General features: G+C 63.9%; 24 protein-coding genes and 1 tRNA gene. 13 read left to right on the top strand and 12 right to left on the bottom strand.

The window, feature by feature from the left end:
- Positions 1–1,017, top strand: a 1,017-nt coding sequence (locus ACKUUH_RS14685; protein ID WP_407950659.1) for a glucose-6-phosphate isomerase, incomplete at its 5' end; no start/stop codon positions are given.
- A gap of 7 nt (positions 1,018–1,024) precedes the next feature.
- Positions 1,025–2,857 (top strand): DNA mismatch repair endonuclease MutL, encoded by a 1,833-nt coding sequence (gene mutL, locus ACKUUH_RS14680; protein ID WP_407950658.1) that lies wholly within the window; start codon positions 1,025–1,027, stop codon positions 2,855–2,857.
- Here mutL and ACKUUH_RS14675 read toward each other — a convergent pair.
- Complete coding sequence (locus ACKUUH_RS14675) at positions 2,840–3,577, bottom strand: pyrimidine 5'-nucleotidase (protein ID WP_407950657.1); 738 nt, start codon at positions 3,575–3,577, stop codon at positions 2,840–2,842. The genes mutL and ACKUUH_RS14675 overlap by 18 nt on opposite strands.
- Before the next feature lie 135 nt (positions 3,578–3,712).
- Between ACKUUH_RS14675 and ACKUUH_RS14670 the strand changes: the two genes are divergently transcribed.
- Positions 3,713–4,987: a DUF2336 domain-containing protein gene (locus ACKUUH_RS14670; protein ID WP_407950656.1), complete on the top strand. Its 1,275-nt coding sequence runs from the start codon at positions 3,713–3,715 to the stop codon at positions 4,985–4,987.
- Here the strand turns inward: ACKUUH_RS14670 and ACKUUH_RS14665 are convergent.
- From ACKUUH_RS14665 to rpmH, 6 genes are all read right to left on the bottom strand, one after another.
- Positions 4,984–5,985 (bottom strand): DUF1036 domain-containing protein, encoded by a 1,002-nt coding sequence (locus ACKUUH_RS14665; RefSeq protein ID WP_407950655.1) that lies wholly within the window; start codon positions 5,983–5,985, stop codon positions 4,984–4,986. The two genes, ACKUUH_RS14670 and ACKUUH_RS14665, sit on opposite strands and share 4 nt — an antisense overlap.
- A gap of 75 nt (positions 5,986–6,060) precedes the next feature.
- Positions 6,061–6,978 carry an acetylglutamate kinase gene (argB, locus tag ACKUUH_RS14660; RefSeq protein WP_407950654.1) on the bottom strand — a complete coding sequence of 306 codons (918 nt, stop codon included), beginning with the start codon at positions 6,976–6,978 and terminating at the stop codon, positions 6,061–6,063.
- A gap of 51 nt (positions 6,979–7,029) precedes the next feature.
- Positions 7,030–7,725: a ribosome biogenesis GTP-binding protein YihA/YsxC gene (gene yihA, locus ACKUUH_RS14655; protein ID WP_407950653.1), complete on the bottom strand. Its 696-nt coding sequence runs from the start codon at positions 7,723–7,725 to the stop codon at positions 7,030–7,032.
- 3 nt (positions 7,726–7,728) lie between these two features.
- A complete protein-coding gene (yidC, locus tag ACKUUH_RS14650; RefSeq protein WP_407950652.1) occupies positions 7,729–9,555 on the bottom strand; it encodes a membrane protein insertase YidC in 1,827 nt (608 codons plus the stop codon).
- Entirely contained in the window at positions 9,548–9,934 is a 387-nt protein-coding gene (gene rnpA / locus ACKUUH_RS14645; RefSeq protein WP_322314243.1) for a ribonuclease P protein component, read from the bottom strand. The genes yidC and rnpA overlap by 8 nt, the downstream gene beginning before the upstream one ends.
- Before the next feature lie 109 nt (positions 9,935–10,043).
- Entirely contained in the window at positions 10,044–10,178 is a 135-nt protein-coding gene (rpmH, locus tag ACKUUH_RS14640; RefSeq protein ID WP_293213044.1) for a 50S ribosomal protein L34, read from the bottom strand.
- Between the two features lie 397 nt (positions 10,179–10,575).
- On the opposite strand from rpmH, the gene ACKUUH_RS14635 reads away from it, so the two are divergent.
- Genes ACKUUH_RS14635 through glk form a run of 8 tightly spaced genes read left to right on the top strand, consistent with a single transcriptional unit; the run spans position 10,576 to position 20,029 of the window.
- A complete protein-coding gene (locus tag ACKUUH_RS14635) occupies positions 10,576–11,307 on the top strand; it encodes a DUF547 domain-containing protein (RefSeq protein WP_407950651.1) in 732 nt (243 codons plus the stop codon).
- A complete protein-coding gene (locus ACKUUH_RS14630; RefSeq protein ID WP_407950650.1) occupies positions 11,304–12,038 on the top strand; it encodes a TVP38/TMEM64 family protein in 735 nt (244 codons plus the stop codon). Before ACKUUH_RS14635 ends, ACKUUH_RS14630 begins: the two co-directional genes overlap by 4 nt.
- Positions 12,039–12,064: 26 nt before the next feature.
- Positions 12,065–13,489, top strand: coding sequence for a dihydrolipoyl dehydrogenase family protein (locus ACKUUH_RS14625; RefSeq protein ID WP_407950649.1), 1,425 nt, complete (start codon positions 12,065–12,067; stop codon positions 13,487–13,489).
- Positions 13,490–13,526: 37 nt separating this feature from the next.
- Positions 13,527–15,032, top strand: a complete 1,506-nt coding sequence (locus ACKUUH_RS14620) for an ATP-binding protein (protein ID WP_407950648.1) — start codon at positions 13,527–13,529, stop codon at positions 15,030–15,032.
- A 14-nt stretch (positions 15,033–15,046) separates the two neighbouring features.
- Positions 15,047–15,799, top strand: coding sequence for a trehalose-phosphatase (otsB, locus tag ACKUUH_RS14615; protein WP_407950647.1), 753 nt, complete (start codon positions 15,047–15,049; stop codon positions 15,797–15,799).
- Between the two features lie 23 nt (positions 15,800–15,822).
- Positions 15,823–17,619, top strand: coding sequence for a glycoside hydrolase family 15 protein (locus tag ACKUUH_RS14610; protein WP_407950646.1), 1,797 nt, complete (start codon positions 15,823–15,825; stop codon positions 17,617–17,619).
- Positions 17,616–19,022, top strand: coding sequence for an alpha,alpha-trehalose-phosphate synthase (UDP-forming) (gene otsA, locus ACKUUH_RS14605; RefSeq protein ID WP_407950645.1), 1,407 nt, complete (start codon positions 17,616–17,618; stop codon positions 19,020–19,022). Before ACKUUH_RS14610 ends, otsA begins: the two co-directional genes overlap by 4 nt.
- A 5-nt stretch (positions 19,023–19,027) precedes the next feature.
- Positions 19,028–20,029 (top strand): glucokinase, encoded by a 1,002-nt coding sequence (gene glk, locus ACKUUH_RS14600; RefSeq protein ID WP_407950644.1) that lies wholly within the window; start codon positions 19,028–19,030, stop codon positions 20,027–20,029.
- On the opposite strand, the gene ggt is transcribed toward glk, so the two are convergent.
- Positions 20,026–21,759: a gamma-glutamyltransferase gene (gene ggt, locus ACKUUH_RS14595; protein ID WP_407950643.1), complete on the bottom strand. Its 1,734-nt coding sequence runs from the start codon at positions 21,757–21,759 to the stop codon at positions 20,026–20,028. The genes glk and ggt overlap by 4 nt on opposite strands.
- Before the next feature lie 128 nt (positions 21,760–21,887).
- Between ggt and ACKUUH_RS14590 the strand changes: the two genes are divergently transcribed.
- Together ACKUUH_RS14590 and ACKUUH_RS14585 are read left to right on the top strand one after the other, a co-directional pair.
- A complete protein-coding gene (locus ACKUUH_RS14590) occupies positions 21,888–22,919 on the top strand; it encodes a P1 family peptidase (RefSeq protein WP_407950642.1) in 1,032 nt (343 codons plus the stop codon).
- Positions 22,920–23,081: 162 nt separating this feature from the next.
- Positions 23,082–23,158 (top strand) — tRNA-Arg (locus tag ACKUUH_RS14585).
- A gap of 133 nt (positions 23,159–23,291) precedes the next feature.
- On the opposite strand, the gene ACKUUH_RS14580 is transcribed toward ACKUUH_RS14585, so the two are convergent.
- From ACKUUH_RS14580 to ACKUUH_RS14565, 4 genes are all read right to left on the bottom strand, one after another.
- Positions 23,292–23,867 carry a Fic family protein gene (locus ACKUUH_RS14580; protein ID WP_350062583.1) on the bottom strand — a complete coding sequence of 192 codons (576 nt, stop codon included), beginning with the start codon at positions 23,865–23,867 and terminating at the stop codon, positions 23,292–23,294.
- A gap of 11 nt (positions 23,868–23,878) precedes the next feature.
- Positions 23,879–24,082, bottom strand: a complete 204-nt coding sequence (locus ACKUUH_RS14575; protein WP_350062584.1) for a hypothetical protein — start codon at positions 24,080–24,082, stop codon at positions 23,879–23,881.
- A 42-nt stretch (positions 24,083–24,124) separates the two neighbouring features.
- Positions 24,125–25,318 (bottom strand): type IV secretory system conjugative DNA transfer family protein, encoded by a 1,194-nt coding sequence (locus ACKUUH_RS14570; RefSeq protein WP_407950641.1) that lies wholly within the window; start codon positions 25,316–25,318, stop codon positions 24,125–24,127.
- A gap of 78 nt (positions 25,319–25,396) precedes the next feature.
- Positions 25,397–26,194 carry a hypothetical protein gene (locus ACKUUH_RS14565; RefSeq protein WP_407950640.1) on the bottom strand — a complete coding sequence of 266 codons (798 nt, stop codon included), beginning with the start codon at positions 26,192–26,194 and terminating at the stop codon, positions 25,397–25,399.
- Positions 26,195–26,233 lie beyond the last annotated feature (39 nt).

The following is a 26,233-nucleotide window of genomic DNA, read 5'->3' as shown; positions in this document are numbered from 1 at the left end:
GCGAATATCCAGAAGGGCCTCCGCATCCACAGCCCCGACAATCTCGATGCCGCAACGATGGACGCCGTGTTTTCGAACGCCGATCTGCGCACGACGCGCTTCCTCGTCGTTTCGAAATCGGGCGGCACGGTCGAACCCGCGATCCAGACGCTTTCGGCGATGAGCGCCATCGCCGAGACGGGCGGTGCGAAATACATGAAGCATCACTTCGCCGTGCTGACGGAGCCCGCAAAGAACGGCAAGCCGAACCCGTTGCGCGCGCTTGCGGAAGCGCAGGGCTTCCCGACGCTGGAGCATGATCCGGGCGTCGGCGGACGCTATGCGGTGCTCACCAATGTGGGGCTGCTGCCGGCCTATCTGATGGAGCTCGACATCGAGGCGGTGCGCGAGGGCGCGGCGTCCGTGCTGGCCCAGGTGCTGGACGGCCGCCCGGCCGGGGACGTCGCTCCCGCCGCGGGCGCGGCGCTTTCCGTCGCCATGGCAGAGGAAAAAGGCGCCTCCATGTCGGTCGTCCTTGCCTATGCGGACCGGCTCGAGCGCTTCCTCGCCTGGTACTGCCAGCTCTGGGCCGAAAGCCTTGGCAAGGATGGCAAGGGCACGACGCCCGTGAAGGCGCTCGGCCCCGTCGACCAGCACAGCCAGTTGCAACTCTGGCTCGCCGGGCCGAAGGACAAGCTCTTCACCGTCTTCATGACGGAGACGAAGGGCAGGGGCCCGAAGGCGCTGCCGGAGATCGCGGCCGGAACGGCATTCGATTTCCTCGGCGGGCATAGGGTGGGCGATCTCGTCGACGCCGAACAGCGAGCGACGGCCGACACGCTGGCAAAGAACGGCCGGCCGGTGCGGAGTTTCATGCTGCCGGCCCTCGACGAACGCACGCTCGGCGCTCTCTTCATGCATTTCATGCTGGAAACGATCGTCGCGGGCCGCATGCTCGGCGTCGATCCGTTCGACCAGCCGGCCGTCGAAGAGGGCAAAATTCTCGCACGGAAATATCTCGCCGAGGGGAAGGGCTGACATCGTCATGACCGGGGGCGCAGGCCGTATCAGGCGGCTCAGCGAAGGCACGATCAACCGCATCGCCGCGGGCGAGGTGGTCGAGCGCCCGGCAAGCGCGGTGAAGGAGCTTGTCGAGAACGCGCTCGATGCCGGCGCGCGCCGCATCGAAATCGTGATCGGCGGCGGTGGGCGCGACCTCATTCGCGTGAGCGACGACGGCATCGGCATGAATGCCGAGGAACTGGCGCTGGCGGTCGAACGCCATGCAACGTCGAAGCTCCGGCTCGACGACGCCGGCCTCGAAGACCTGCACGACATTGCGACGCTCGGCTTTCGCGGCGAGGCGCTGCCCTCCATCGGCGCGGTGGCGCGGCTCTCCATCCTGAGCCGCCCCAAGGACGCCGAAAGCGCCTTTCGCATCTCGGTCGAAGGCGGCAGGACCGGCCCTGTGGAACCCGCGGCAGGACGGCAAGGAACGCAGATCGAGGTGCGCGATCTCTTCTATGCGACGCCCGCGCGCCTCAAATTCATGAAGAGCGAGCGCGCTGAAACACTGGCCGTTTCCGATGTCGTGAAACGTCTCGCCATGGCGCATCCCGAAGTCGGCTTCACGCTGGAAAGCGGCGGCCGCAACCTTCTGCGTCTCGAACCGGAACTGCCCGGCGATGCGGGAAGGCTCACGCGTCTCGGCGCCATCATGGGCCGCGATTTCGAGGCGAACGCGCTGGCGATCGACGCGATGCGTGAAGGCATCGCGCTCACCGGCTTTGCCGGACTTCCGACATATAATCGCGGCACGGCGCAGCTCCAGTTCCTCTTCGTCAACGGGCGGCCCGTGCGGGACAAGCTGATCGTCGGCGCGGTGCGCGGCGCCTATGCCGATTTCCTCGCCCGCGACCGTCACCCCGCCGTCGCGCTCTTTGTCGACCTCGACCCGCGCGATGTCGATGTGAACGTGCATCCGGCGAAAGCGGAAGTGCGCTTCCGCGATGCGGGGCTCGTGCGCGGCCTCATTGTCGGCGCATTGAAGAGAGCGCTGGCGGAGGCGGGGCATCGCGCCTCGACCACGGTGGCGGGCGCGGCGCTGGGCGCGGTGCGGCCTGAGATGATGGCGCCCGCTGGCGCTTCCGGCTACGCGCCGCGCTGGCCGGCGGCAGGTCCTGCAAGGCAGCCCGGCCTCGCCGAGGAAGCGGGCGGCTGGCAGGGCGCTTTCGCCGATCTCGGGGGCCATGCAGCGCGCGTCGAAACTGTGCCGGAAGCGGCGGCGGAAAATACGCCCGGCCTTCCGCTCGGCGTCGCGCGCGGGCAATTGCATGAGACCTATGTGATCGCGCAGACGGCGGACGGCATCGTCATCGTCGACCAGCATGCCGCGCATGAACGCCTCGTCTATGAACGCATGAAGAAGGCGATGGCGGCGGGCGTCGCCCGGCAGCTCCTTCTCATCCCTGAAGTGGTCGATCTCGACGAAGCCGAAGCCGAACGTCTCGTCGCACGCATTCCGGAACTGGCGGAGCTCGGCTTCGTCATCGAAGGCTTTGGACCGGGCGCGGTCGTCGTGCGCGAGGTGCCTGCGATCTTCGGGAAACTCGATGTGGGCGGTCTCGTGCGCGACCTTGCCGACGACCTCTCCGAACTCGATGAGGCGCTATCGCTGAAAGAGCGGTTGGAAGATGTCTGCGGCACCATCGCCTGCCACGGCTCGGTGCGCGCGGGCCGGCGGCTGACCGCCGAGGAAATGAATGCGCTGCTGCGCGAGATGGAAGCAACGCCCCATTCCGGCCAGTGCAATCACGGCCGCCCGACCTATGTGGAACTGAAGCTCTCCGATATCGAACGGCTATTCGGGCGCCGCTGAGACCGGTGCGATCCGCTCCAGAAAGTCCCGGAGATTGTCCGTGACGTGATGGACATGCGGTCCCTCGGCACCCTCATGAGAGAGGCTGTGGTGACGCTCCGGTCCTGCGATGCCGGGCCGGACCCACACAGTCTTCATGCCCAGCTCATGAGGCACTTCGAGATTGCGGGCAATGTCCTCGAACATGACGGCGCGCACAGGATCGATGCCGCTCGCATCGAGAAAGCGCTCATAGGCGCGCTTGCGCGGCTTCGGCTCATACTGCGTCGACACGATATCGAAAATGCCGTGAAAGACATGATCGATGCCCAGTCGCGCGATGACATTCTCCGCATGGGCGAGCGATCCGTTCGTGAAGATGAGTTTCCGTCCCGGCAGCGCGTCTATGGCATGGCCGAGCGCCGCATCGGCGAGCACCGCCGAAACATCGATGTCATGGACGAAATGGAGAAACTCCGCAGGCTCGAGCCCGTAAACCGTCATCAGGCCCGAAAGCGTCGTGCCGTGCTCGATATAAAAGTCCTTCTGGATACGTCGCGCTTCCGTGGCGTCGATGTCGAGATAGCGCGAGATGAAGGCGGTCATGCGCTGGTCGACCTGGGCGAAGAGATCGCATTCCGGCGGATAGAGTGTGTTGTCGAGGTCGAAGATCCAGGTTTCGACCGCCGCAAAGTCGCGGGGAGCTGCCGGTGGCCTGCCGCCATGTAGGGTCATTGTCATGGCTCATATGTGCCCCGGCCGGAGCCTCCATGCAAGGCCGCGAGCGGCGCCGGGATTAATGGAGTGTTAAGCGGATACCCCGAAAACTGGACGCCGGTAACCCGCGCCCCGGGGGAGGCGCCTTCGGAGTGCGCGATGGCATCCGGATTTCTGTCCAGACTGTTCGGCCGCAAGAAGCTTCCCGTGGAGCTTCAATACGAGGACGCACGCCGGGTCCTGGAAGGTCATCAGCTCGCCGCAAAGCGGGAGCTTGCCTCCCGCGAGGATGCGCCGCCCGAAGCGCTCTATTACCTCGCCTGCGACGACGATCCGTCCGTGCGGGGTCTTGTCGCCGCAAACCGGTCGGCGCCGGTCCAGGCCAACGAGCTGCTCAGCGGGGACAATGACGGTGAGGTGCGCGGCGAGCTCGCCCGCAAGATCGCACGGCTGATGCCGGACATGCCGTTGACGGAGCGGACCGCGATCCAGGACCGCATGATCGACCTTCTCGAAAAACTGGCGGCCGACGAGCTTCCGCGTGTACGTGCCATCGTCGCGGCGGAGATCGCGGGTTGCCCGACCGTTCCGGCATCGCTCGCAAGGCGTCTCGCCCGCGACGCGGAGATTGCCGTGTGCGGACCCGTCCTCGAATATTCGCCGTTGCTGTCGGATGAGGATCTCGTCGAGATCATCGCAACCTCGGAAGCGGAGGGAGCGGCCGCCACTATCGCCCGGCGCGCCGTCGTGAGCCAGACGGTGTCGGATGCCGTTGTTTCGTCGCGCGATGAAGAGGCCGTTCAGGAGCTTCTGTCGAACGGCGGTGCGCGCATTCGCGAAGAAACGATGGAGCGCATTATCACTCGGGCGCCGGGCATGAAGACCTGGCACAGGCCGCTCGTCATGCGTCCCGAACTCTCCGTGCGCGCCATGCGCCGCATCGCAACCTTCGTTTCGCGCGCCCTGATCGAGGAGTTGCGCCGGACTCACGATCTCGACAAGGAGACGGTGGACTGGCTGAAGGCGAGGGCGCAATCGAAGATCGAGGACGGGGACGAAGCACCCGAAACGGCACCGCGCGGAAGTATTCGCGAAGCCTATGCGGCGGGACGCCTGGGCGACGAAATGATCGTGGAGGCCGCCACCACGTCGCAGCGCGCTTCCGTTATTCTCGCGCTCTCTCTCCTCTCGGGCATTCCGGCAAAGAGCATCGAGGAGGTGATGGCCGCACAGAGCGGCCGCGGCATCGCAGCGCTTTGCTGGACGGCAGGTCTGTCCATGCGAACCGCGCTCGCCATACAGACTTACGTGGTGCGTGTGCCGAAGGCCAATCTCGTTCTGCCGCGAGAAGGCATTGCCTATCCGATGGGCGAGGATGAGATGCGCTGGCACTTGCAGTATTTCGGCATCGAGCCGGAAAGAACGGCGCCCTAGTCGAAATCCACGCGGCGCAGCGGCTTGCCGCCGGTTTCGACGCGCATGAAGCCGCGCTCGTCGAAGCCGCGCGCCGCGCAGCGCTCCCGGCCCTTGATCTCGAAACGCGTCGTCTTGATGCAGAAGCTGTCGTTGCCGCTCCAGATCATCGCGCCTTCGCCGCCTTGGGCGATGGCCCCCGCATCGTCCACACCCTCGGCATAGACGTAATAGGCTTCCCGGTCGAGTTTGCCCTTGATGGCCTTGCGGCATGTATCGGGCTCGATCCGCACCCAGCCGCTCGACATTTCGTCTCCGCCGTTCTCGTATCCGATGGCGGCCCAGACAAGCGTATCGGTACGGTTGCAGAGGTCGAGCCCCGCCGACGCCTGTTCTTCCATCGCGCGTTCTATCAGCTGGGCGATGAGCGCTTCGTCGACTTTGCCCGTTACCGGAACATCCGCCGAGCGCTGAAACGCCTCGATGGCCCGAAGCGTGTTTCGCGCCGCGATCCCGTCGATGCGATTGAGTGCGAAGCCATTGTCCTTGAGCAGCCGCTGCACCGCCGCGACGCGCGCCTGCTCCTCGGTATACTCTCCTGCCTCGGCGAAGGTGGTGGACCAGTTTTTCCCCGCCTTCGTGCGAACGCGCAGGAAATCGGCTGAATCGTAGCCGCGCAATGCGCACTGTTCGTTGCCCTCGAGCTCGAAGTCGTCATCGAGCGTGCAGAACTGGGTATTGCCGGAAAAATACTTGACGCGTCCCGCATGGGCGTCGATGGAGCGGGCGAAAACGTAATAGTCGCGCTCGTCGATGTCGCCTTCAAGTGCGGTCGAGCACGCGCCCGGAAGGATGTGCACCCAGCCGCGGCTGGCCCAGCGGCCTTCGGTTTCGAAGGCGATGGCGCCATCGAGGACATAGCTCGTCTTGTTGCAGAAGCGATAATCGGCATGCGCAGCCGCGGGAAGCGCAAGCCAGGCTGTGAGGACGGCGGCGGCTATTTGCAGGCAGCACAGCATCTTTACGGACGTTCCCCCAAGTTGTGGAGCCACCATAACATCGTGAGGCGGTGCGGCAAGGCTGCGAGGGATGTCCTATTTCTGGATCAGCGTGCCCGCGCCATGTTCCGTGAACAGCTCAAGCAGAACGGCATGGCGAACGCGTCCGTCGAGAATGACCACAGCCTCGACGCCGCCTTCGACGGATTCGATGCAGGTCTCCAGCTTCGGGATCATGCCGCCCGAGATCGTGCCGTCCTTCATCAGCGCCTTTGCCTCGTCGACCGTCAGCGCCTCCATCAGCTTGCCCTGCTTGTCGAGCACGCCTTTGACGTCCGTGAGCAGGAGGAGGCGTGCGGCGCCCATCGCGGCCGCGATAGCGCCTGCCACCGTGTCCGCATTGATGTTGTAGGTATGTCCGTCCGACGAGACGCCGATCGGCGCGATCACCGGAATGATGTCCGACTTCTGGATGACATCCAGGATTTCCGGATTGATCTTTTCCGGCTCGCCGACGAAGCCGAGATCGAGAATCTTCTCGATGTTGGATTCAGGATCGTGAATTTTCTGCTCGACCTTGCGCGCGACGATGAGGTTGCCGTCCTTGCCGCAAAGGCCCACGGCGCGCCCGCCTGCCTGATTGAGTTGCGCAACGATCTGCTTGTTGATCGAACCGGCAAGCACCATCTCGACGATCTCGACGGTCGCCTTGTCGGTGATCCGGAGGCCGCCGGAAAATTCGCTCTTGATACCGAGCCGCGTCAGCATGGCGCCGATCTGCGGTCCGCCGCCATGCACCACGATGGGGTTGAGGCCCGCCTGTTTCAGCATCACGATGTCGCGGGCGAATTCGGCGCCCAGCGCCTCGTCGCCCATCGCATGTCCGCCATACTTCACGACGACGGTGCGCTTATCGTAGCGCTGCATGAACGGAAGAGCCTCGGAAAGAATCCGTGCCCGCTCCACTCTCGGATCGTCCTGTGATGCTGCGTCTTTTTTGCCGTCGTCCGCCATGCTCGTCCGTCTGCCTCCCTGGCCGCCCTCGTCCCTGAGCCGAGGAGCCTCTCAAGCTTGCGGTTTATACCCCAGCGCGGCCGGATCGGCCAGCGAGGCCACCTCCGCGCGCAGCACCGCGATGCCGTCGCCCTTTTCGCTCGATGTGGCGACGATCGTGGGATGGGCCGCGACGTGGCGTCTGATGCCGGTGCGGACTTCTTCGAGCCGGGCGTCGAGCTCGCCCTTCTTCAGCTTGTCGATCTTGGTGAGGACGATCTGGTAGGAGACGGCGGCCTCGTCCAGCATGGACATGACCTCGTGGTCGTTCTCCTTGATGCCGTGCCGCGCGTCGATCAGCACGAAGACGCGGCGCAGCTGCGGGCGGCCCCGAAGATAGGACATGACGAGGCGCGTCCACTCGCCGACACGCGCCTTCGTTTCGCGCGCATAGCCATAGCCCGGCAGGTCCACCAGCATGATGGCGGCATGGCCTTGGGGGCCGAGCTCGAAGAAGTTGAGTTCCTTCGTCCGGCCCGGCGTATTCGACGTGCGGGCGAGCGTCTTGCGGCCGGTCAGCGCGTTGATAAGGCTCGACTTGCCGACATTGGAGCGGCCCGCGAAGGCCACTTCGGGAAGCGCCGATGGCGGCAGGCCGCCCATCTCGACCACGCCCCGCAGGAACTCGCAAGGCTGCGCGAAGAGCCAGCGCCCCGTCTCGATATCCGGCGTGTCGCCGTCTGTTCGGTCGGGCTCGGCGTCGATCATCGCTCAGGACTTCGATTTGTCGCCGGTAAAGACACCCGCGAGCTTTTCGAGACCGAGATTGCTGAAGATTTCGATTTTCACGCCTTGCCGCTTCATGATGACGCCCTGCTGGATGACCGAGAGCGTGTTGTTCCAGGCCCAGTAGATCACGAGACCGGCGGGGAAACCTGCCAGCATGAAAGTGAAGATCACCGGCATCCAGGTGAAGATCTGCGCCTGGATGGGATCGGCGGGAAGCGGGTTCATGCGCTGCTGCACGAACATGGTGAAGCCCATGATGAGCGGCCAGATGCCGATCAGCAGCATCGAGGGCGGATCCCACGGGATGAGCCCGAACAGGTTGAAGATCGAGGTCGGGTCCGGCGCGGAGAGGTCGTTGATCCAGCCGAAGAAAGGCGCGTGACGCATTTCGATCGTCACGAAGAGCACCTTGTAGAGGGCGAAGAAGACCGGGATCTGGATCAGTACGGGAAGGCAGCCGGCGAGCGGGTTCACTTGCTCTTTCTTGTAGAGCTCCATGATCTCCTGCTGCTGCTTCATCTTGTCGTCGGCATAGCGTTCGCGCAGCTTCTCCATTTCCGGCTGCAGCTTCTTCATCTTGCTCATCGCCACATAGGACTTGTTGGCGAGAGGATAGAAGACGAGCTTGATCGCAACCGTGACGATGAGAATGGCAATGCCGAAATTGCCGACCTGAAGCGCAACGAAATGGAGCGCGGAGAACATCGGCTGCGTCAGGAACCAGAACCAGCCCCAGTCGATCAGCAGATTGAACTTGTAGATGCCGGCTTCGTGGTAGGCGTCGATGACCTTGCTTACCTTGGCGCCGGCAAAGAGACGGTTCTCGATTTCGATGCTGCCGCCGGCGGGAACTTCCTGCGCGTCGTAGCGGAAGTCGGCCTGGTAGTTCTCGACCGCCGCGTCGGGATGTTCGCTGAAATTGGCAACGAAGGGCGTGCCCGTCTGGGGCACGAGGGCGGCCGCCCAGTATTTGTCGGTGATGCCGAGCCAGCCTTCGCTGTCGGTCACCTTGACGGGGCCGTCCTCGGCTGCGTCGTCGTACTTGATCGCCTTTTCGCCGACGCTCGGGAATTCGCCGATGAAGCCTTCATGCAGGATGAAGAAGGAGCTGCCGGCAGGCTTTCCGGTGCGCGAGACGAGGCCGTATGGATAGAGCGTCACGGCCGCGCCGGAGTTGTTCTCGATGCGGTCGGCGACCGTGAAGAGGAAATTCTCGTCGAGCGAGATGGTGCGATGGAAGACGAGCCCCTGGCCGTTGTCCCAGCGCAGCGTCACCGGCGTTGCCGGCGTGAGGGTTTCGCCCTGTTCGACCTGCCACTCGCTGCGCGCATCCGGCAGGGCCGCGTTGCTGCCCGGCGCGGCGATGAAACCGAATTCGGAGAAGTAGGGCGTTTCCGTCCGCGCGGGCGAGAAGAGCGCGACCTCCGGGCTCTTCGGATCGACCGTCATGTGGTACTTGCGCAGCTTCAGATCGTCGAAGCGAGCGCCCCTGAGCGAGATCGAGCCTTCGAGTTCGCCGGAGCGAATGGCAAGGCGGGGCGCCTGTGCCAGCGCTTCCTCGCGCGCAAGCATCGCGCGGGCGGGCACGTCTCCCAACAGGCTCGCGGGGCCTTCGACAGCCGGGAGGCGGGCATCGCCGGGGGCCGATGTGCCGGGTGCCGTCTGCGCGGCGGTGCCGCTGCTTTCCGCCGCCGCCTGCTGACGGGCCTGCTCGGCTTCCATCTGCGGATTGATGAAGAAGTACTGCCATCCGACGAAGACGAGGACCGACAGGAAAATGGCGATGATGAAGTTGCGGTTGTCACCCATGAGGACGGTCTTTCCCGGAATCGGACTTCGTTGTTCTGGATGGGCCGCCGGCACGCTTTGCATGCACGGAGCCGAGCGCGTGGCGCAGGTCGTCGAGAAGGTCCGGCCAGCTTCGCGTGAGCGTGGCCTGCCGCCCGATCAGCACGTAGTCGTAACCGTCTTTGGCGGCGAGTGAAAGAACTTCGGCGGCGGCGGCGCGGAGCCGCCGCTTCGCGCGATTGCGCACAACGGCCGAACCGACCTTGCGCGTGACCGTGAAACCGATACGGGGAGAAGCTTCGTCGCCGCGCGGCCGGGCCTGCAGGACGAGGCCTTCTTCGGCGCATTTTCGCGCGCGGGCGGCGGCAAGAAAGTCGCGGCGTTTGCGCAGATGGTCCATGTGGCAGCTCGCGGCCAGGCTCCGCAATGCGGCGTGCAGCGGAGCCTCAACTGGAAAGAGCGTCGGGGCGAAACCCGTTGGCGCGATGCCGGACACCACTACCGCAGGATCAGGCCGAGAGCCGCTTGCGTCCCTTGGCCCGGCGCGCGGCCAGTACCTGACGGCCGCCCTTGGTCGCGGTGCGCGCACGGAAACCGTGGCGGCGCTTGCGGACGAGTTTGCTCGGTTGATAGGTCCGTTTCACGTCTCTTCTCCGGCGGATCTGGGCCGAGCGCGGGGCCTGCCAATCCGCTGGCTGGTCCGGCTCCGGGGGCGGCTTTGGGGCCGCCTCTCAATGCCAATAAAAACAAGAGCCGCAGGCGTTGCCGCCCGACGGCTGTCTGGCGGGGTGTATAAGCGATAAGCCGCCGGAAAGTCAACGGCAGCCGGGCATTTGAGCTTGCCGGTCTCCGGGCCGATCACCGGGGCTGAACTTGTCTCACAAACGGGTGAGGGGGCCTTCCGCGACGGCCAATTGCGCGTAATGTCCCGGCACCATGAGCATTACCCCCATCACCGCCCCCGCGAAGCGCAGCCTCCGGCCGTTTGTGCTCTTTTTGTTCGCCGCTTTTTTCTTTGTCCCCCCGGCCGGAGCCGCTCAATTGACGCCTGACCACGCCCCCTGGGCCCGCCTGCTCGAGGCCTATCTTGCGGAAGGCGAAGGCGGCGCTCCCAACCGCTTCGACTATGGAGCATTGAAGGCGAACGGTGAGGATCGGGCCGCGCTCCGGGCCTATATCGCCTCGCTGGAAGCGGTGGTCCCGGATGCCCTGCCGCGCAACGAGGCCTTCGCCTTCTGGGTCAACCTCTACAATGCGCTGACGGTGGAGGTGGTGGTCGACCATTACCCGGTCGCCTCGATCCGCGACATCGCCATATCGCCCGGCCTGTTCTCGACCGGCCCGTGGGGAAAGAAACTCGCGACCGTCGCTGGCCGGGAACTCTCCCTCGATGACATCGAACACGGCATCCTGCGGCCCGATTTCGGCGACAGCCGCGTGCATTACGCGGTGAACTGCGCCTCGGCAGGGTGCCCGGATCTTGCTGCCAGTCCCTATGCCGGGGCCGAACTCGATGCCATGCTCGACAGCGCGGCCCGCGCCTATGTGAACAGTCCGAGGGGCGCCCGCGTCGAGGGCGGCAAGCTCACCGCGTCCGGTATTTTCAAGTGGTACATGAAGGATTTCGGCGGCACGGAGGAGGGCGTCCTCGCCGAACTCCGCAAATATGCAGGCCCCGATCTTGCCGCAGCGCTGGAAAACGTCTCCGGCGTCGCGTCTTATGATTATGACTGGTCGCTCAATGACGCGGCCGAGCCGGAGAACCGCCGATGACGGAAACCGCCCCCAACGACCGCCGCCCCGGCGCGCTCCGCCGTTTTCTTCCGCTTCTGGCCCTGGCAGCTGGGCTCGGTGCCTTTTTCGCGCTCGGGCTCGACCGCTATGTGACGCTCGACACGCTGCGCGACAACCGGCAGGCCCTGTCCGCCTGGGTGGCTGAGAACTGGGCGCTGGCGGCTTTTGTCTATGTGCTCGCCTACATCGCCATGGTGGCTTTCTCGCTGCCGGGCGGGCTCGTGGCGACGCTGACGGGCGGCTTTCTCTTCGGTACGATCTTCGGCGGCCTGTTGACCGTCTTCGGGGCGACCATCGGTGCAACGGCGATCTTTCTGGCCGCGAGGACGGCGCTCGGAGAGACGCTGCGCGAAAAGGCCGGGCCGAAACTCCGCAAGCTCGAGGACGGCTTCGGCAAGAACGCCTTCAGCTACATGCTGGTGTTGCGGCTTGTGCCCATTTTCCCGTTCTTTCTCGTCAATCTTGCCCCGGCCTTTCTGGGGGTGCCGCTCAGAACCTATGTCGTTGCGACCTTTCTCGGCATCATTCCCGGTACTTTCGTTTTCGCGAGCCTCGGCAACGGGCTCGGTGCGATCTTCGATGCGGGCCGCGACCCGGATCTCGGCCTGATCTTCGAACCGGAGATTCTGGGGCCGATCCTTGCGCTCGCTCTGCTCGCACTCCTGCCCGTCGTCTACCGCCGCTTCGCCTCTGCGCCGTCACCTGAATAATTTCCGCAAACCCATTCGAGGACCCCATGGCCAAGAGGATCAAGGCTGACATCTGCGTCATCGGCGCCGGCTCCGGCGGCCTGTCGGTTGCGGCGGGCGCCGCGCAGATGGGTGCGCGTACGGTGCTCATAGAACGCGACGCGATGGGCGGCGATTGCCTGAACACCGGCTGCGTGCCGTCCAAGGCGCTTCTCGCAGCGGCAAAGCAGGCCTATCGCATGGGCGCGGGCGAGCCCTTCGGCGTCGCGCCGGCGAAGGCGAAAGTCGATTTCGCGAAAGTGCACGAGCACGTCCACAGCGTCATCGGCGCCATTGCCCCGAACGATTCGGTAGCGCGCTTCGAGGGTCTCGGCGTCACCGTCATCAAGGACCATGCGCGCTTCCGCGACGGCAGCACCGTGCTCGCGGGCGATGCGGAAATCACCGCGCGGCGCTTCGTCATCGCCACGGGGTCGCGCGCTTCCGCGCCACCCATTCCCGGCCTCGATAAAGTTCCCTTCTTCACGAACGAGAACCTTTTCGAAAACAAGGAATGCCCCGCCCACCTCATCGTCATCGGCGGCGGCCCCATCGGCATGGAAATGGCGCAGGCGCATCGCCGCCTCGGTGCGCGTGTCACGGTGATCGAAGGGCTGCGCGCGCTGGGCCGCGAAGACCCGGAACTGTCCGCGATCGTTCTCGACCGTCTTCGCCGCGATGGCGTCGAGATACTGGAAGGCGCGAAGGTGCTCTCCGTTTCCGGCGAGGAAAAGAATATCGCCGTCGAGATTTCGGTTGGCGACGAAACGCGGCGGATCGAGGGATCGCATCTTCTCGTCGCGACCGGCCGCCGCCCGAATGTCGAAGGCCTCGACCTCGAAAAGGCAGGCGTCGACTACACCGAGCGGGGATTGAAGGTCGATGAACGGCTGCGCACGACCAACAAGCGCATTTTCGGCATTGGCGACGTGGCGGGCGGGCTGCAGTTTACTCATGTCGCGGGCTATCACGCGGGCATCGTCATCCGGAACGCGCTCTTTCGTGTGCCCGCTCGCGCCGACCACAGCGCGGTGCCCTGGGTCACCTATACGGAACCCGAACTCGCACATGTCGGCGAGACGGAGGCAGAAGCCCGCGAGCGCCATCCGAAGATCAACGTGTTGCGCTGGCATATGGCGGAGAACGACCGTGCCCAGGCCGAACGCGAGACCGAAGGCGTCATCAAGGTCATAACCGACAGCCACGCGCGTGTGCTCGGGGCAACCATTGTCGGCCCGCATGCGGGCGAGCTCATCCTGCCGTGGGTTCTCGCCAAGTCGAATGCACTGAAGCTGAGCGCCATGGCCGGCGTCATCGTGCCTTATCCGACCTTGTCTGAAATCAGCAAGCGCGTGGCGGGCTCCTACTACACGCCGGCCCTCTTCAGTCCCAAGACGAGGATGCTGGTGCGCTTTCTCTCCCTGTTCGGATAGGATTGGCGGACAAGACGCATCGGAGCGCGATCCGCGAATGAACGCAAAGGCAGAAAGAGCGAGAGGAATTGCCGGGGGACGGCTGGCGCGCCTGTTGCGGCCGCTGCGTGGTTCCCTTTCCCGCCGCCTGCTGGTTCTGACCATTCTCTTCGTCATGCTGGCCGAAGTGTTGATCTTCGTGCCCTCGGTCGCGAACTTCCGGCTGAATTGGCTTGAGCAGCGCCTCGCCGCCGCGCAGATCGCATCGCTCGCGCTGGAAGCCCGCCCCGACAATATGGTGTCGCCGGCGCTCCGGGAGGAACTTCTTCGGAACGCGCAGGTTTATGCCGTTGCACTCCACCGCGACGACGCGCGTCGCCTCGTTCTCAGCGAGGATATGCCGCCCATGGTCGACAAGAGCTTCGATCTTCGTGGAACGACGGCCATGAACCTCATCATGGATGCCTTCGAGACGATGTTCGAGGGCGAAGGCCGCATCGTTCTCGTGACAGGCCAGCCGCGTTTCGGCGCGGGCGAGTCGATCGAGATCGTGTTCGACGAAACGCCGCTGTGCCGCGCCGTGATCCAGTACGGCAAGAACATCTTTCTGCTCTCGCTTGTCATCTCCGTCATCACGGCGGGGCTCGTCTATCTCGTTCTGCATTTCGTTCTCGTGCGCCCGATGCGCCGCCTGACAGGCAACATGGTTGCGTTCCGCCGCAATCCCGAGGATGCGCGCCGCGTCATTGCGCCGTCGGCGCGGGCGGACGAAATCGGTGTGGCGGAGCGCGAACTTTCGCTGATGCAGAAGGAAATCCGTGCGACGCTCACGCAGAAGGCGCATCTTGCGGCCCTCGGTGCGGCGGTGAGCAAGATCAATCACGATTTGAGAAACATCCTGGCAAGCGCGCAGCTCATTTCCGACCGCATGGGAACGATCGAGGACCCGGCGGTACAGCATCTCGCGCCCCGTCTCATCGCCTCGATCGACCGGGCAATCGACCTCTGCACGAAGTCGCTCCGCTTCGGCCGCGCGGAGGAACCCGCACCGCAACGCCGCAAGGTCACGCTCGCCTCGCTGGCGGACGAGGTGGCGGAAGCGGCCTGGGCGGAGACAGATCCCGTCCGCTGGATCAATGACGTCCCGCCCGATCTCATTGTCGATGCGGACCCCGACCAGCTCTTTCGTCTGCTGCTCAATCTCGCGCGCAATGCCGCGCAGGCGCTGATGGAGGAAAGCGCGGAGAGGACACGAGGGGGCGAAATCCGCATCTCGGCGCATCGCGCCGACGATCATGTGCATATCGACATTTCCGATACCGGCCCCGGCTTGCCGCCCCGCGCGCGCGAGCATCTCTTCGAAGCCTTCTCCGGCAGTGGGCGAGCCGACGGCACGGGACTTGGCCTCGCCATCGCCGCCGAACTTGCGCGCATGCATGGCGGTCACATCGAACTCGTGCGGAGCGACGCTTCCGGCACGACATTCCGCATTTGCATCCCCGATGACGCGGGCACGCCGCGCGACTGCGGCGAAGCAGAGCTCGTTGCCGGGCAATCGGCATAAACGGAAGGAGTGACATGAGCGACGACGGACGCCCGCCGCCCGCCCCGCGAAACGACTGGGCGCTGTTTCTCGATTTCGACGGCACGCTGGCGGAACTCGCTCCGACGCCCGATGCCGTCACGATCGATCCCGATCTCCCGAATATTCTGCGGAGCCTCATGGACAGCCTTGGCGGCGCAGTGGCGCTGATTTCGGGCCGGCCGCTCGGCGAACTCGACAGGCTGACCGGGCTGAAGCTGCCGGGTGCCGGTGTGCACGGGCTTGAATTGCGTGAACGGCAGGGGATGGTGCCTCACCTGCCGGACGAGTCCGGCGAGATCGGAAAAATCGCCGCAAGACTTGCGCCGCTCGTGCAGGGCGATCCCCGCCTGATCCTCGAAGCGAAATCGGGCGCGCTTGCGCTCCACTACAGGCGCGCCCCGGAGCGCGAAGCGGAATGCAGGGCGGCGATGGGAGATGCGCTTGCCGCGGCCCCAGGGCTGGCGCTCATGGAGGGCAAGATGGTGCTTGAGGTGAAGCCAGGTCACATCAACAAGGGGCATGCGATCGAAAAACTCATGTCCCTGCCTCCCTTTCTGGGACGCATACCCGTTTTCGCGGGCGACGATCGCACGGATGAAGACGGCTTTGGGGTCGTCAACGCGCTCAAAGGCGTTACGATCAAGATCGGTGACGGAGAAACAAAGGCCGCCCATCGTTTACCCTCCGTCGAAGATTTTGTGGCCTGGCTCAAACGGACGGCCTCGTCGTTGAGCGACGATGGCTGAGATATCTTGAGGAAGGAGGAAGTTTGTCGTCGCTTGATCTTGGAGTCGTGGGAAACGGCACTTATGGCGCGCTGATCGACAAATGGGCCCGCATCGTCTGGTGCTGCCTGCCCCGTTTCGATGGCGATCCGGTCTTCTACAGCCTGCTGAATGGAAACGGTGCGGAGGAGGGCGATGGCGCCCGCGGCTACTGGGGTATAGAACTGGAAGGCGCCGCTTCCACCCGCCAGTATTACCGCCACAACACCGCGATCCTCGTCACGGAAGTGACCGACCGCGACGGCAACACGATAGAGATCACCGACTTTGCGCCGCGCTTCACCCAGCGCGAGCGGATTTTCCAGCCGATGACGATGGTGCGCCGCGTGCGCCCCGTCGAAGGCACGCCGCGTATCCGCGTTCGGATTCGTCCCGGCTTCAACTATGGCGCGGAGGAGCCGACAGTCACGCGCGGCAGCAACCACGTCCGCTATGTTCGCAGCGGCCTCGCCCTTCGGCTCACCACAAATGCCCCCGTGACTTATCTTCTCGATGAGACCGTATTCAATCTCACGAGTTCGATGAGCTTCATCCTCGGCCCCGACGAAACCCTCACCGGGGGTATCGAGGAAACCGCGCGCCAGTTCGAGGAGCGCACCGAGGATTATTGGCGGAGATGGGTTCGCCGCCTCGCGCTTCCGCTCGAATGGCAGCAGGCGGTGATCCGGGCCGCCATCACGCTGAAGCTGTGCTGCTACGAGGAAACGGGCGCCATCGTCGCCGCGCTCACGACGAGCGTGCCCGAAGCGGCGAACACGGAACGCAACTGGGATTATCGCTTCTGCTGGCTGCGCGATGCCTTCTTCGTCGTTCGAGCGCTCAACTCGCTCGCCGAGGTGGAGACGATGGAGAATTATCTCCGCTATCTCGGCAATATCGTCGGAACGGCGCGGGACGGTCATCTGCAGCCCGTCTACGGCATCGGCCTGGAAACGCATTTGACCGAGTCCCTGGTCGATACGCTGAAGGGATATCGCGGCATGGGGCCCGTGCGCCGGGGCAACCAGGCCTATGAGCATTTCCAGCACGACGTCTATGGCAACGTGATCCTCGCCGCCACGCAGTCTTTCTTCGATGAGCGGTTGCTGCAGCAGCCGGTAAAGGCGGATTTCGAGCGCTATGAGAAGGTCGGCGAACGCGCCTATGCCATGTACAATCAGCCGGATGCGGGCATGTGGGAGCTGCGCACGCGCGCGCATGTCCACACCTCGTCGAGCCTCATGTGCTGGGCGGCCTGCGACAGGCTCGCGCGTATCGCGGAGCATCTCGGTCTTCAGGAACGCTCGCGCCACTGGCGCCGGCTCGCCGACGAAGTGCATGCGGCGATCTGCAAGTGCGCATGGAGCGAGGAAATGGGCGCTTTCGCGGAGAGCTTCGAGGGCGCCGGCCTCGACGCGGGGCTTCTGCTGATGACGGAAGTGAATTTCCTGAAACCTTCCGATCCGCGTTTCCAGTCGACGCTTGCTGCCGTCGAGAAGGCGCTCCTGCGTGGGAACCATATGTTCCGGTACGCCACGGAAGACGACTTCGGCATGCCGCGGAACGCATTCAACATCTGCACGTTCTGGTATATCGACGCCCTCGCGCGTGTCGGACGAACGGGCGAAGCACGCGACATCTTCGAGTCCATCCTCGCCTGCCGAAACAGTCTCGGCCTGCTCTCCGAAGACACCGACCCGGCGACGGGCGAACTGTGGGGGAACTTTCCCCAGACTTATTCTCTTGTAGGCATAATCAATGCTGCAATGCGCTTGAGCCGGAAGTGGGAAGAGCAGATATGAGCCGTCTGGTCGTCGTCTCCAACCGTGTCGGTCCCGTGAAGGATGCCGCGCGGGCGGGCGGCCTTGCCGTGGCGCTTGTCGATGCGCTGAAGTCGAGTGGCGGTCTCTGGTACGGATGGAGCGGCAAGGTCGATGAGCACGGTCAGGATCGGGCAAAGATCGAAGATGTGGGAAGCCTGACGCTCGCGACTGTGGATCTCAGCGCCGAGGAGCACGAGGAATATTACAACGGCTTTGCCAATCGCTGCCTCTGGCCGCTTTTCCATTACCGCATCGACCTGACGGCCTTCGACCGCCGCTATTACGAGGGCTATCGTCGCGTCAATGCGAAATTTGCGCGCGTGCTTCACCCGCTGCTGAAGCCCGACGACACGATCTGGGTGCACGACTATCACTTTCTTGCCTTCGGCAACGAGCTGCGTCACATGGGCGCCGAACAGCCGATCGGCTTCTTCCTGCACATTCCCTTTCCCGCGCGCGAAGTGCTGGCCGCTCTCCCCCATCACGACGCGATGGTGCGCGGGCTCTTCGCTTATGATGTGCTGGGCTTTCAGACGGAGCGCGACTGTGAGCGCTTCCGCGACTACGTCGTTCGCGAAGCTCAGGGGCAGGCGGAAGGAGACAGGTTGCACTGCTTCGGCCGCACCGTCACCGTGCGGGCCTTTCCTATTGGCATCGACACAGAAGGCTTCGCACGTATGGCCGCGACCGACAAGGACGCGCGCAAGCAGTACGACAAGGCGGCGAGTTCTCTCAATGGCCGTACGCAGATCGTCGGCGTCGACCGGCTCGACTATACGAAAGGCATTGCGGAACGGTTCCGGGCTTACGAGCGCCTGCTCGAGGACTATCCCGAGACGCGGCGCCAGGTCTCCTATCTCCAGATCGCGGCGACATCGCGCGGCGATGTGCAGGAGTACCGCGAGATGCGCGAGGAACTCGACGGGCTTTCCGGTCACATCAACGGAGCTTATGGTGAGTTCGACTGGACGCCGCTGCGCTATCTGAACAGGCCCGTGGCTCGCCGCTCACTGTCGGGCCTCTACCGCGCGAGCAAGATCGGTCTCGTCACGCCGCTGCGGGACGGCATGAACCTCGTTGCGAAGGAGTATGTGGCGGCGCAGGATCCAGAAGATCCTGGTGTCCTCGTCCTCTCGCGTTTCGCCGGTGCGTCCTATCAGATGCAGGAGGCGATCATCGTGAACCCCTATGACATCAAGGGGGTGGCGGATGCGCTGCAGATTGCGCGATACATGAGCCTGCAGGAGAGGCGCGAGCGCTTCGAGGCTTTGATGGCGCGCCTCAAAAGGGAAGATGTCGCGCACTGGCGCGATGAATTCCTGGAAGTGCTATCGAGCGTATCGCATGAGCGTGCAGCAGGATCCGGGGCAGGGGGAAACTAGCGAAAATGGGCGGGGCGGACGAAGGCTCTCTTCTCGTCGCAGATATCGGTGGCACGAACGCGCGCTTTGCACTGGCGAAGGAGAGGGACGGGCGCATCGGCGTGGCGCCGCCCACGATCTATCGGACGGCGGACTTTCCGACCCTTGAAGCAGCGCTCAGATGTTTCCTCGACGAGGCCGACCATCCGCGCATTGCGGGCGTCGCGGCTTGTGCGGCAGGCCCCGTCGAAGGCAGGGGCGCCGGCGCGCATATCGCCATGACGAATTGCCCGTGGGATGTGACGGTCGGCACGCTGAGCGCGGTGACAGGGGTCGCGAGGCCGCAGCTGATGAATGATTTCGCTGCGCTGGCGCTCTCAATCCCGGGTCTCAAGACATCGGAGCTCTCGACTGTCGGGCCCGAGCGCATGCCCGTCGCCGGAGAGCCGGTCGGCCTGATCGGCGCGGGAACGGGGCTCGGTGTCGCCTCGCTCGTCTTCGATGCAGGCCGTGAGATTGCCGTGCCGGGCGAAGGCGGTCATGTCGATCTCGCGGCGGGCAACGATCGTGAGGCGGCGGTAATCGCACATCTGCGCGCGCGTTTCGGTCATGTCTCGGCGGAGCGGGTGCTTTCCGGCCCCGGCCTTGTCACGCTTTATGGGGCGCTGGCCTCTCTCTCGGGCAAGACGGCCGATCCCGCGCTCACGCCGTCTGGAATAGCCGAGCGCGCGCGGCGCGGCACCTGCGACATCGCTTCGGAAACGGTGCAGCTCTTTTGCGGCTGGCTCGGTGCCGTCGCGGGCGATCTGGCGCTCACCATCGGCGCACGCGGCGGCATCTATATCGGCGGCGGCATCGTGCCGGGCTGGCTCACCGGCGGACCCGGCCTCTTCAGCGACGACATTTTCCGTGCGCGCTTCGAGGCAAAAGGCCGCTTCAACGCCTGGCTCTCGCGCATCCCCGTCCATGTGATCCGCCGCGAAGACGCGGCACTGCTCGGCCTCGCGCGCGCCGCACGAAACGCCTAGCGCTCTCCGGTAATCACATTGCCATCGCGCCGCGGGTCGGCGCCACCATCGAGCCCCTCCGGCGTTACGAGAATGCCGTGCAACCCGCTCATCAGCGGCACTGCTTTCACATCATGCCCAAGCTGGACGAGTTCCGGCGCCATCTGTTCGAGCGGTGTGCCTTCCTCGATCTCGAGCGGTCCGTTCCGGTCGACGAAGCGCGGCAGGCCGATTGCCGCCTTCATGTCCATGTCCCAATCGATCATCGCGATCAGCGTCTGCGTCACATAGCCGATGATGCGGCTGCCGCCGGGCGAGCCGATGGCGGCATGGAAGTCTCCCTCCTTGTTGAAGACAATGGCGGGTGTCATGGAAGAGCGCGGGCGCTTGCCTGGCGCAACGGCGTTCGCCACGGGTTTCCCGTCTTCCTCCGGCGCGAAGGAGAAGTCGGTAAGCTGGTTGTTGAGCATCATGCCTCCCGCCATCAGATGCGAACCGAACGGTCCTTCGACCGACGTCGTCATCGACACGACATTGCCGTCCCCGTCGAGAATGCTGAAATGGCTTGTTGAGGGCTTGTCGACCGGGCGGTTGAGGCCCCAGTTCATCGCGCGCCGGTCTTTGAGTTCGCCCGCCTTCGCCTTCGTCATCGAAAGGCTTGCATCGATCTCGTTCGCGCGGGCCTCGAGATAGGCGGGGTCGAGCATCGCCTCGACCGGCACATCCACGAAGTCCGGATCGCCGATATATTTGTCGCGATCCGCATAGGCGAGCTTCTCCGCCTCCGCGATGAAATGAACCGACGTGAGCGTCATCGGCCCCATGCCCTTGAGGTCGTAGTTCTGCAGAATGCCGAGAATCTGCAACGCAGTGAGCCCGCCCGATGTGGGCGGCGGCATGGTGCAGACGCGATACTGCCGGTAGGGCGCGCAAATAGCCTCGCGCTTCTTCGCTTCATAGGAAGCGAAATCGTCGAGCGACAGTGTGCCCGGCCGCATGGGCGCGTTCCGCACCGTCTCGACGATCGTCTCGGCGACGGGCCCTTCGTAGAAGCCCCGCCAGCCTTCGCTGGCGATGCGCTTCAGCGTCGCCGCATAGGCCGGGTTCTTCAGCACATCGCCTTCCGCGGCCGGAATGCGCTCGCCATTCGCGTCCATGCGATAGAAATAATCCTGCGCCACCGGCATCTTCATGAGAATGGGATCGCGCGCAATCGCCTGCGCGAGCTTGGGCGCCACGGCAAAGCCTTCCTCGGCAAGGCGGATTGCCGGCTTGAAAAGCTCCGCCCATTCGAGGCGCCCGTGATCCTCATGCGCGAGCCAGAGCATCTTCATGACGCCTGGCGTACCGACGGAGCTGCCGCCGATCATCGCTTCGAGAAAGGGAAGGGGTTTGCCCTCGCCGTCGAGGAAGAGCGCGGGCGTCGCGCCCATCGGCGCCGTCTCGCGCCCGTCATAGGCTTCCACCGCGCCGCTCGCCGGATCGAAATGCATCATGAAGGCGCCACCCGCGAGGCCGGAGGATTCCGGTTCGACGAGCGACAGCACCGCCTGCACCGCGATGGCCGCATCGGCCGCGCTGCCGCCCGCTCGCAGGATCGAGGCTCCTGCCTCGGTGGCATAGGGGTTCGCCGTCGCGATCATGAAGGGCTGCGGCGCATCGCCTCGCCACAGATAGGCGGTCGCCGCGAGGACAAGCAGCAGACCGGCGGCGACGGCGGCAAGCGCTGGCAGAATTCGCGTCATCTTCATGGGAAATGTCCTCTCCGCCTTTTCCGGATCGCGCGGGCGGCGGACGCCGGTGGATTTGCTATGGTAGGCCCGAAGCCGGGTCGAGCTGCATCCTAGCAGCCTCACCCGTCATGCAAGAGGTCAGACATATGTATTTGGGGCGCATTCGCAAAGGTCCGCGTAACCACATCGGCGATATTGGCGGCATTCTCGTCGGCAATGCCGGGGACGAGGCGGTGAGAACCGGCGTCACGGTGGTGCTGCCGGAGGCGCGCGCGGTTGCGGGCGGCGATGTGCGTGGTGGTGGCCCCGGCACACGCGAGACGGATCTGCTCGATCCCTCCTGCCTCGTCGACGCCGTGGACGCCGTGGTGCTGGCGGGCGGTTCCTCCTGGGGCCTCGATGCGGCCTCGGGCGCCGCCGCATGGCTCGGCGCGCGCGGGCGCGGCTACCGCGTTGGCTCGAGCCCCCTCGTCTCGCCCATCGTGCCCGCCGCGATCCTGTTCGACCTCGCGAATGGCGGCGACAAGGGCTGGGGCGAGGAGCCGCCTTATCGCGCGTTGGGCAAGGCCGCCTGCGAAGCCGCCGCTGTGGATTTCGTGCTGGGCAATGCAGGTGCGGGCCTCGGCGCTACCGCCGGGAAGTATAAAGGCGGCCTCGGCTCCGCCTCCGCCGTCGCGGAAAGCGGCCTCGCCGTCGGCGCGTTGATGGCAGCCAACCCCTTCGGCGCCGTCGTCGCCCCCGGCACGGACCGCTTCTGGGCCGCGCCCTTCGAGATGGATGGTGAGTTCGGCGGGCGCGGCATGCCCGCCGCCGGCGGCTTTGCGGCGCTCGATCCGCTGGCGGGCTCCAAGGCCGATGTCTCGCCCGGCGGCAACACCACCATCGGCGTCGTCGTCACCAATGCGGACCTCACCCCTGCCGATGCCCGCCGCATCGCGATCATGGCCCAGGACGGCATTGCCCGGGCGGTCCGGCCCGTCCATACCCCGGTCGATGGCGACACGATCTTCGTTCTGGCGACGGGCGCCTATGCGCTGGGGCAAGAGGCCCGGCACGTCGCGCTTTCGATGCTCGGCGCGCTGGCGGCCGATTGCGTTGCCCGTGCCATTGCCCGCGCCGTCTATGAGGCGGAGACGCTCGGAGCCGCGATTTCCTACCGGGATCGCCACAAAATCTGATCCCCGGCAGGGCGGCGGGTTACGGCGGTTTTTCAGGCGCAGCCCCCCGGATTTGGCTTGTTCGCCCTCTTGCCTTTGACCGCTCAAGGCTTTAAGAGTGGCCCGCCTTCGACGAGATGGCGGATCGCTCCGCCCGCCCCCATGGGGCCCCGCGATGTGCATGCGCCCGTAGCTCAGCTGGATAGAGCATCAGACTACGAATCTGAGGGTCGGACGTTCGAATCGTTCCGGGCGCACCATTTCTCTCAATGACTTACAATGTTTTTGAGAGCTGCTATAAAGTCTTAGGCTCTCCCTAGGCTCTTCATCTCCATATGTCATTGAATAAAAAGGGAAATTCCGTGAGTCCCAAGACCGTGGATATATTGAGCGCTATGGCGCGATGAGGCTCTCAATTTGCCGGAGCAGAGGTTTCTCATTTCCGTGAAAACTCACGATCATCGCCTTGAGAAACACTCCCGGCTCAAGCCTTTGTAGATTAATCGGATGGCCGGCTTGATCGGCGAGGAGCGCCAGAAAGGCCGTCTGAGTACGGCCGTTGCCCTCGCGAAAGGGATGGATGGCGTTCAGCGTTGCGAGGAACGCCGTTGCCTTTTTTGCAAACTCTTCTGCTGTCAGATCGCGAAAATAGCGCTGCTTCTTCAGATCGTCGAAGAGCGCGGACATTTCCCGCTGAATGTTTTCAGGATAGCAGAAAGCACTGCCGTCTTTGGATATCCGGACGGTTCGGAACTTGCCGGCCCAGGCATAGATATCCTGAAACAGGTGGTGATGAAGCGCACGGTAATGAGTAACGCTCAGCCTGCCGGAGGGTAGAGGCTCATCCGCGCGCTGCGTCGTGCTTGCTGTCTCGAACGCATCAAGTGCGGCTTGCATGCGCAGGCCGGGAATATTCTTGAGAACGGTCGTGCCAGGGTAGCAATAAGGGTCTGCGACCGCGTCGTACATGGAGGAGGCGGCTATCGCGTCTTGCCGTATTTGGCAGCGATGGCCTTGCGCCGCTGTTCCGGAGAGAGCCCTTTCCGGTCGAACTCCCGGAACTCGGCATCCATCGCCCGGGACATCTTGATACCCTCGACGGCGCTGATTTTCGCAAAGCCTTGGCGGCCAAGAGTAAAGCCCTTGGCAAGGCGCTTGCCGGATTTGGTGGTCGGTCCGCTCATACAATAATTATAGCACGAACCATTTCCTCACAAAGCTCAACTTTATCCCTGAATTGCCTTCGTACCGCCCGGCGAAAGTGTCGTCGCGCTGAATGGCTGCGACGGCATGCCGTCGATCATCAGCTTCAGATAGATGCGGTGATTGGGGAGGTTCATCAGGTCGAGCATGTCGAATCGCGGCTCGAACTCGCGGGCGAGGAGAACCGCGTCATACGGCCCGATCCGAAACGAAACCAGCGTCCCGGCATTGCCGAGAACCGCATGGGCGACATCCGGGTCGAGCTGATGGAGATGCTGGTTCGCGAGGACAAGTCCAACCCGGTATTTCCTAAGTTCCGAAATCATGCCGGCGATGCTCAAGGTCGTGAAGGTCTGGAACTCGTCCATATAGAGGAAGAAGGGAAGACGTTTTTCTTCCGGTGTATCTGCCCGGCTGAAGGCGGCGAGCCCGATGGTGGTGACGAGAAGGCTGCCGAGAAGCGCGGCACTGTCGTCGCCGATCTTGCCGCGCGCGAGGTTGACGACGACGATCTTGCCCTCGTCCATGAGTCGCCGGAACCGGAGCATCTCTTTGGGCTCGGTCAGAATTCGCCGAAGCGTCGGATCTGCGAGAAAAGCGCCGATCTTGTTCTGGATCGGTGCTGTCGCATCCGCCCGGTAGCGCCAGGAATATTGCTCGAACTCTTTCTTCCAGAAATTGCGCACCGGCTCATTGGCAAGCGCGTCTGCCACCCGCTGCCGGTAGTCCTTGTCGTTCAGCATCCGCAGGACATCGTCGAGTTTGGCGTGACCATGTTCAAGCAGAGCGAAGAGCACATTCCGCAGCACATGCTCCATACGGACGCCCCAGGCATCCGCCCAGTGTTTCTTCAGGGCCTCCATGAGGCCTGAGACCGCGAGCGGGACCCGTTCGAGTGGCACGCGCTTCAGCGGGTTGTAGCCGAAGGGCTGTGCCGGATCGGGCACGTTGAGATAGACGAGGTCGTCAGGTCGGATGTCACTCGCATAGGCAGCGACCCGTTCGGCGAGATCGCCATGCGGATCGATCAGGGCGAACCCGCGGCCGGCATCGATGTCGCCGCGCGCCAGGGTTTCGAGGAGCGTCGTCTTGCCGGTTCCGGTCTTGCCGATCACATAGACATGAGAAAGCCGGTCATCCTGTTTGATGCCGAAAATCCGCCGATCGGTCCGGAAGTTCGTTTGTGCGAAATACGAGATGTCGTGCGAACTGGTCACAAAGCAATTATCGCGCGACAGGTCGCCCTACGTAGGTGTGCAAACTTGTTGCCGCGTCATAATTCGACCCAGCTCGTGCTAGAGGTTGTCCTCATCGGTCCAAATCAGTTTTGGTGGCAGTGCAATTGGATCGAATAGGCTATGGGGCAGTTCAACCCGCAGGTAGTCGCGTTCGGACACCCAATCGATGCAGAACACGGTTCGAGTGCCTTCGAAGCGGAGGTCGGCTCTTAGCCTGGTCGGCGCCATCCGATCTTGGCCCCAGCGGGTCAATGCCCTGAGATTTTCGGAGGTAAAGAACTGTTCGAAATCAAACAGACGGACACGTTCTTTCCCGAGAACGTCTGAGGCATTCCGAATGGCAGACTCGACAAATTCCTCCTCTTTTTCGTTGAGCCCCCCGAGAAACTCACCGACATCGTCCTGCTCTTCAAGATGGAGGCTTTTCAGCCTGTTGATTGCTTGCCGGAAGGCCTTCTCCGGTTCGTATCTCATCAAGAGCGCTGTCAAACCGGAGAGTTCGGCAACCTTTCTGCTCGTGAACCTGTCTCCGAATTCCGACGAAACGACTGTACTGGCTTGATCGTACACATAGAGCGTATTTGCATCCTTGACCTGCGCTCCAAGCATTTGCCATAGCGCCCGGTGTTTGAGCGCACAGTGCTTGTTCACCTGTGAAGCAGCCTGAGCTTTGGGCAAGGCCTTCTCCAAGCTATCGATCAGATCGGGCACGAGATGGATGTTCTTCTCAAGGAATTTCCGTCTCGCGGCAGTCGCGAGTTTCTGTTTCAGGTCTTTCTCGGCTTGCCGGAACTTGCCTGGGTCAAAGTACTTCTCACCGCACTGGTGGCCGATAAAGCGTGACCTGCGCCCCAAGTTTCATCCAGTCGGAAGTAGAGTCTCGTGACCATTTGA

Source organism: Parvibaculum sp. (genome assembly GCF_045863935.1).
Taxonomy (GTDB): domain Bacteria; phylum Pseudomonadota; class Alphaproteobacteria; order Parvibaculales; family Parvibaculaceae; genus Parvibaculum.
The sequence above is the reverse complement of the archived record's forward strand: the minus strand, read 5'-3'. Positions and strand labels throughout refer to the sequence as shown.

Coding starts and splice junctions, on each gene's coding strand:
- mutL (WP_407950658.1), top strand. CDS start 1,025: ATGACCGGGGGCGCAGGCCGTATCAGGCGGCTCAGCGAAGGCACGATC.
- ACKUUH_RS14675 (WP_407950657.1), bottom strand. CDS start 3,577: ATGACAATGACCCTACATGGCGGCAGGCCACCGGCAGCTCCCCGCGAC.
- ACKUUH_RS14670 (WP_407950656.1), top strand. CDS start 3,713: ATGGCATCCGGATTTCTGTCCAGACTGTTCGGCCGCAAGAAGCTTCCC.
- ACKUUH_RS14665 (WP_407950655.1), bottom strand. CDS start 5,985: ATGCTGTGCTGCCTGCAAATAGCCGCCGCCGTCCTCACAGCCTGGCTT.
- argB (WP_407950654.1), bottom strand. CDS start 6,978: ATGGCGGACGACGGCAAAAAAGACGCAGCATCACAGGACGATCCGAGA.
- yihA (WP_407950653.1), bottom strand. CDS start 7,725: ATGATCGACGCCGAGCCCGACCGAACAGACGGCGACACGCCGGATATC.
- yidC (WP_407950652.1), bottom strand. CDS start 9,555: ATGGGTGACAACCGCAACTTCATCATCGCCATTTTCCTGTCGGTCCTC.
- rnpA (WP_322314243.1), bottom strand. CDS start 9,934: ATGGACCATCTGCGCAAACGCCGCGACTTTCTTGCCGCCGCCCGCGCG.
- ACKUUH_RS14630 (WP_407950650.1), top strand. CDS start 11,304: ATGACGGAAACCGCCCCCAACGACCGCCGCCCCGGCGCGCTCCGCCGT.
- ACKUUH_RS14625 (WP_407950649.1), top strand. CDS start 12,065: ATGGCCAAGAGGATCAAGGCTGACATCTGCGTCATCGGCGCCGGCTCC.
- ACKUUH_RS14620 (WP_407950648.1), top strand. CDS start 13,527: ATGAACGCAAAGGCAGAAAGAGCGAGAGGAATTGCCGGGGGACGGCTG.
- otsB (WP_407950647.1), top strand. CDS start 15,047: ATGAGCGACGACGGACGCCCGCCGCCCGCCCCGCGAAACGACTGGGCG.
- otsA (WP_407950645.1), top strand. CDS start 17,616: ATGAGCCGTCTGGTCGTCGTCTCCAACCGTGTCGGTCCCGTGAAGGAT.
- glk (WP_407950644.1), top strand. CDS start 19,028: ATGGGCGGGGCGGACGAAGGCTCTCTTCTCGTCGCAGATATCGGTGGC.
- ggt (WP_407950643.1), bottom strand. CDS start 21,759: ATGAAGATGACGCGAATTCTGCCAGCGCTTGCCGCCGTCGCCGCCGGT.
- ACKUUH_RS14590 (WP_407950642.1), top strand. CDS start 21,888: ATGTATTTGGGGCGCATTCGCAAAGGTCCGCGTAACCACATCGGCGAT.
- ACKUUH_RS14580 (WP_350062583.1), bottom strand. CDS start 23,867: ATGTACGACGCGGTCGCAGACCCTTATTGCTACCCTGGCACGACCGTT.
- ACKUUH_RS14575 (WP_350062584.1), bottom strand. CDS start 24,082: ATGAGCGGACCGACCACCAAATCCGGCAAGCGCCTTGCCAAGGGCTTT.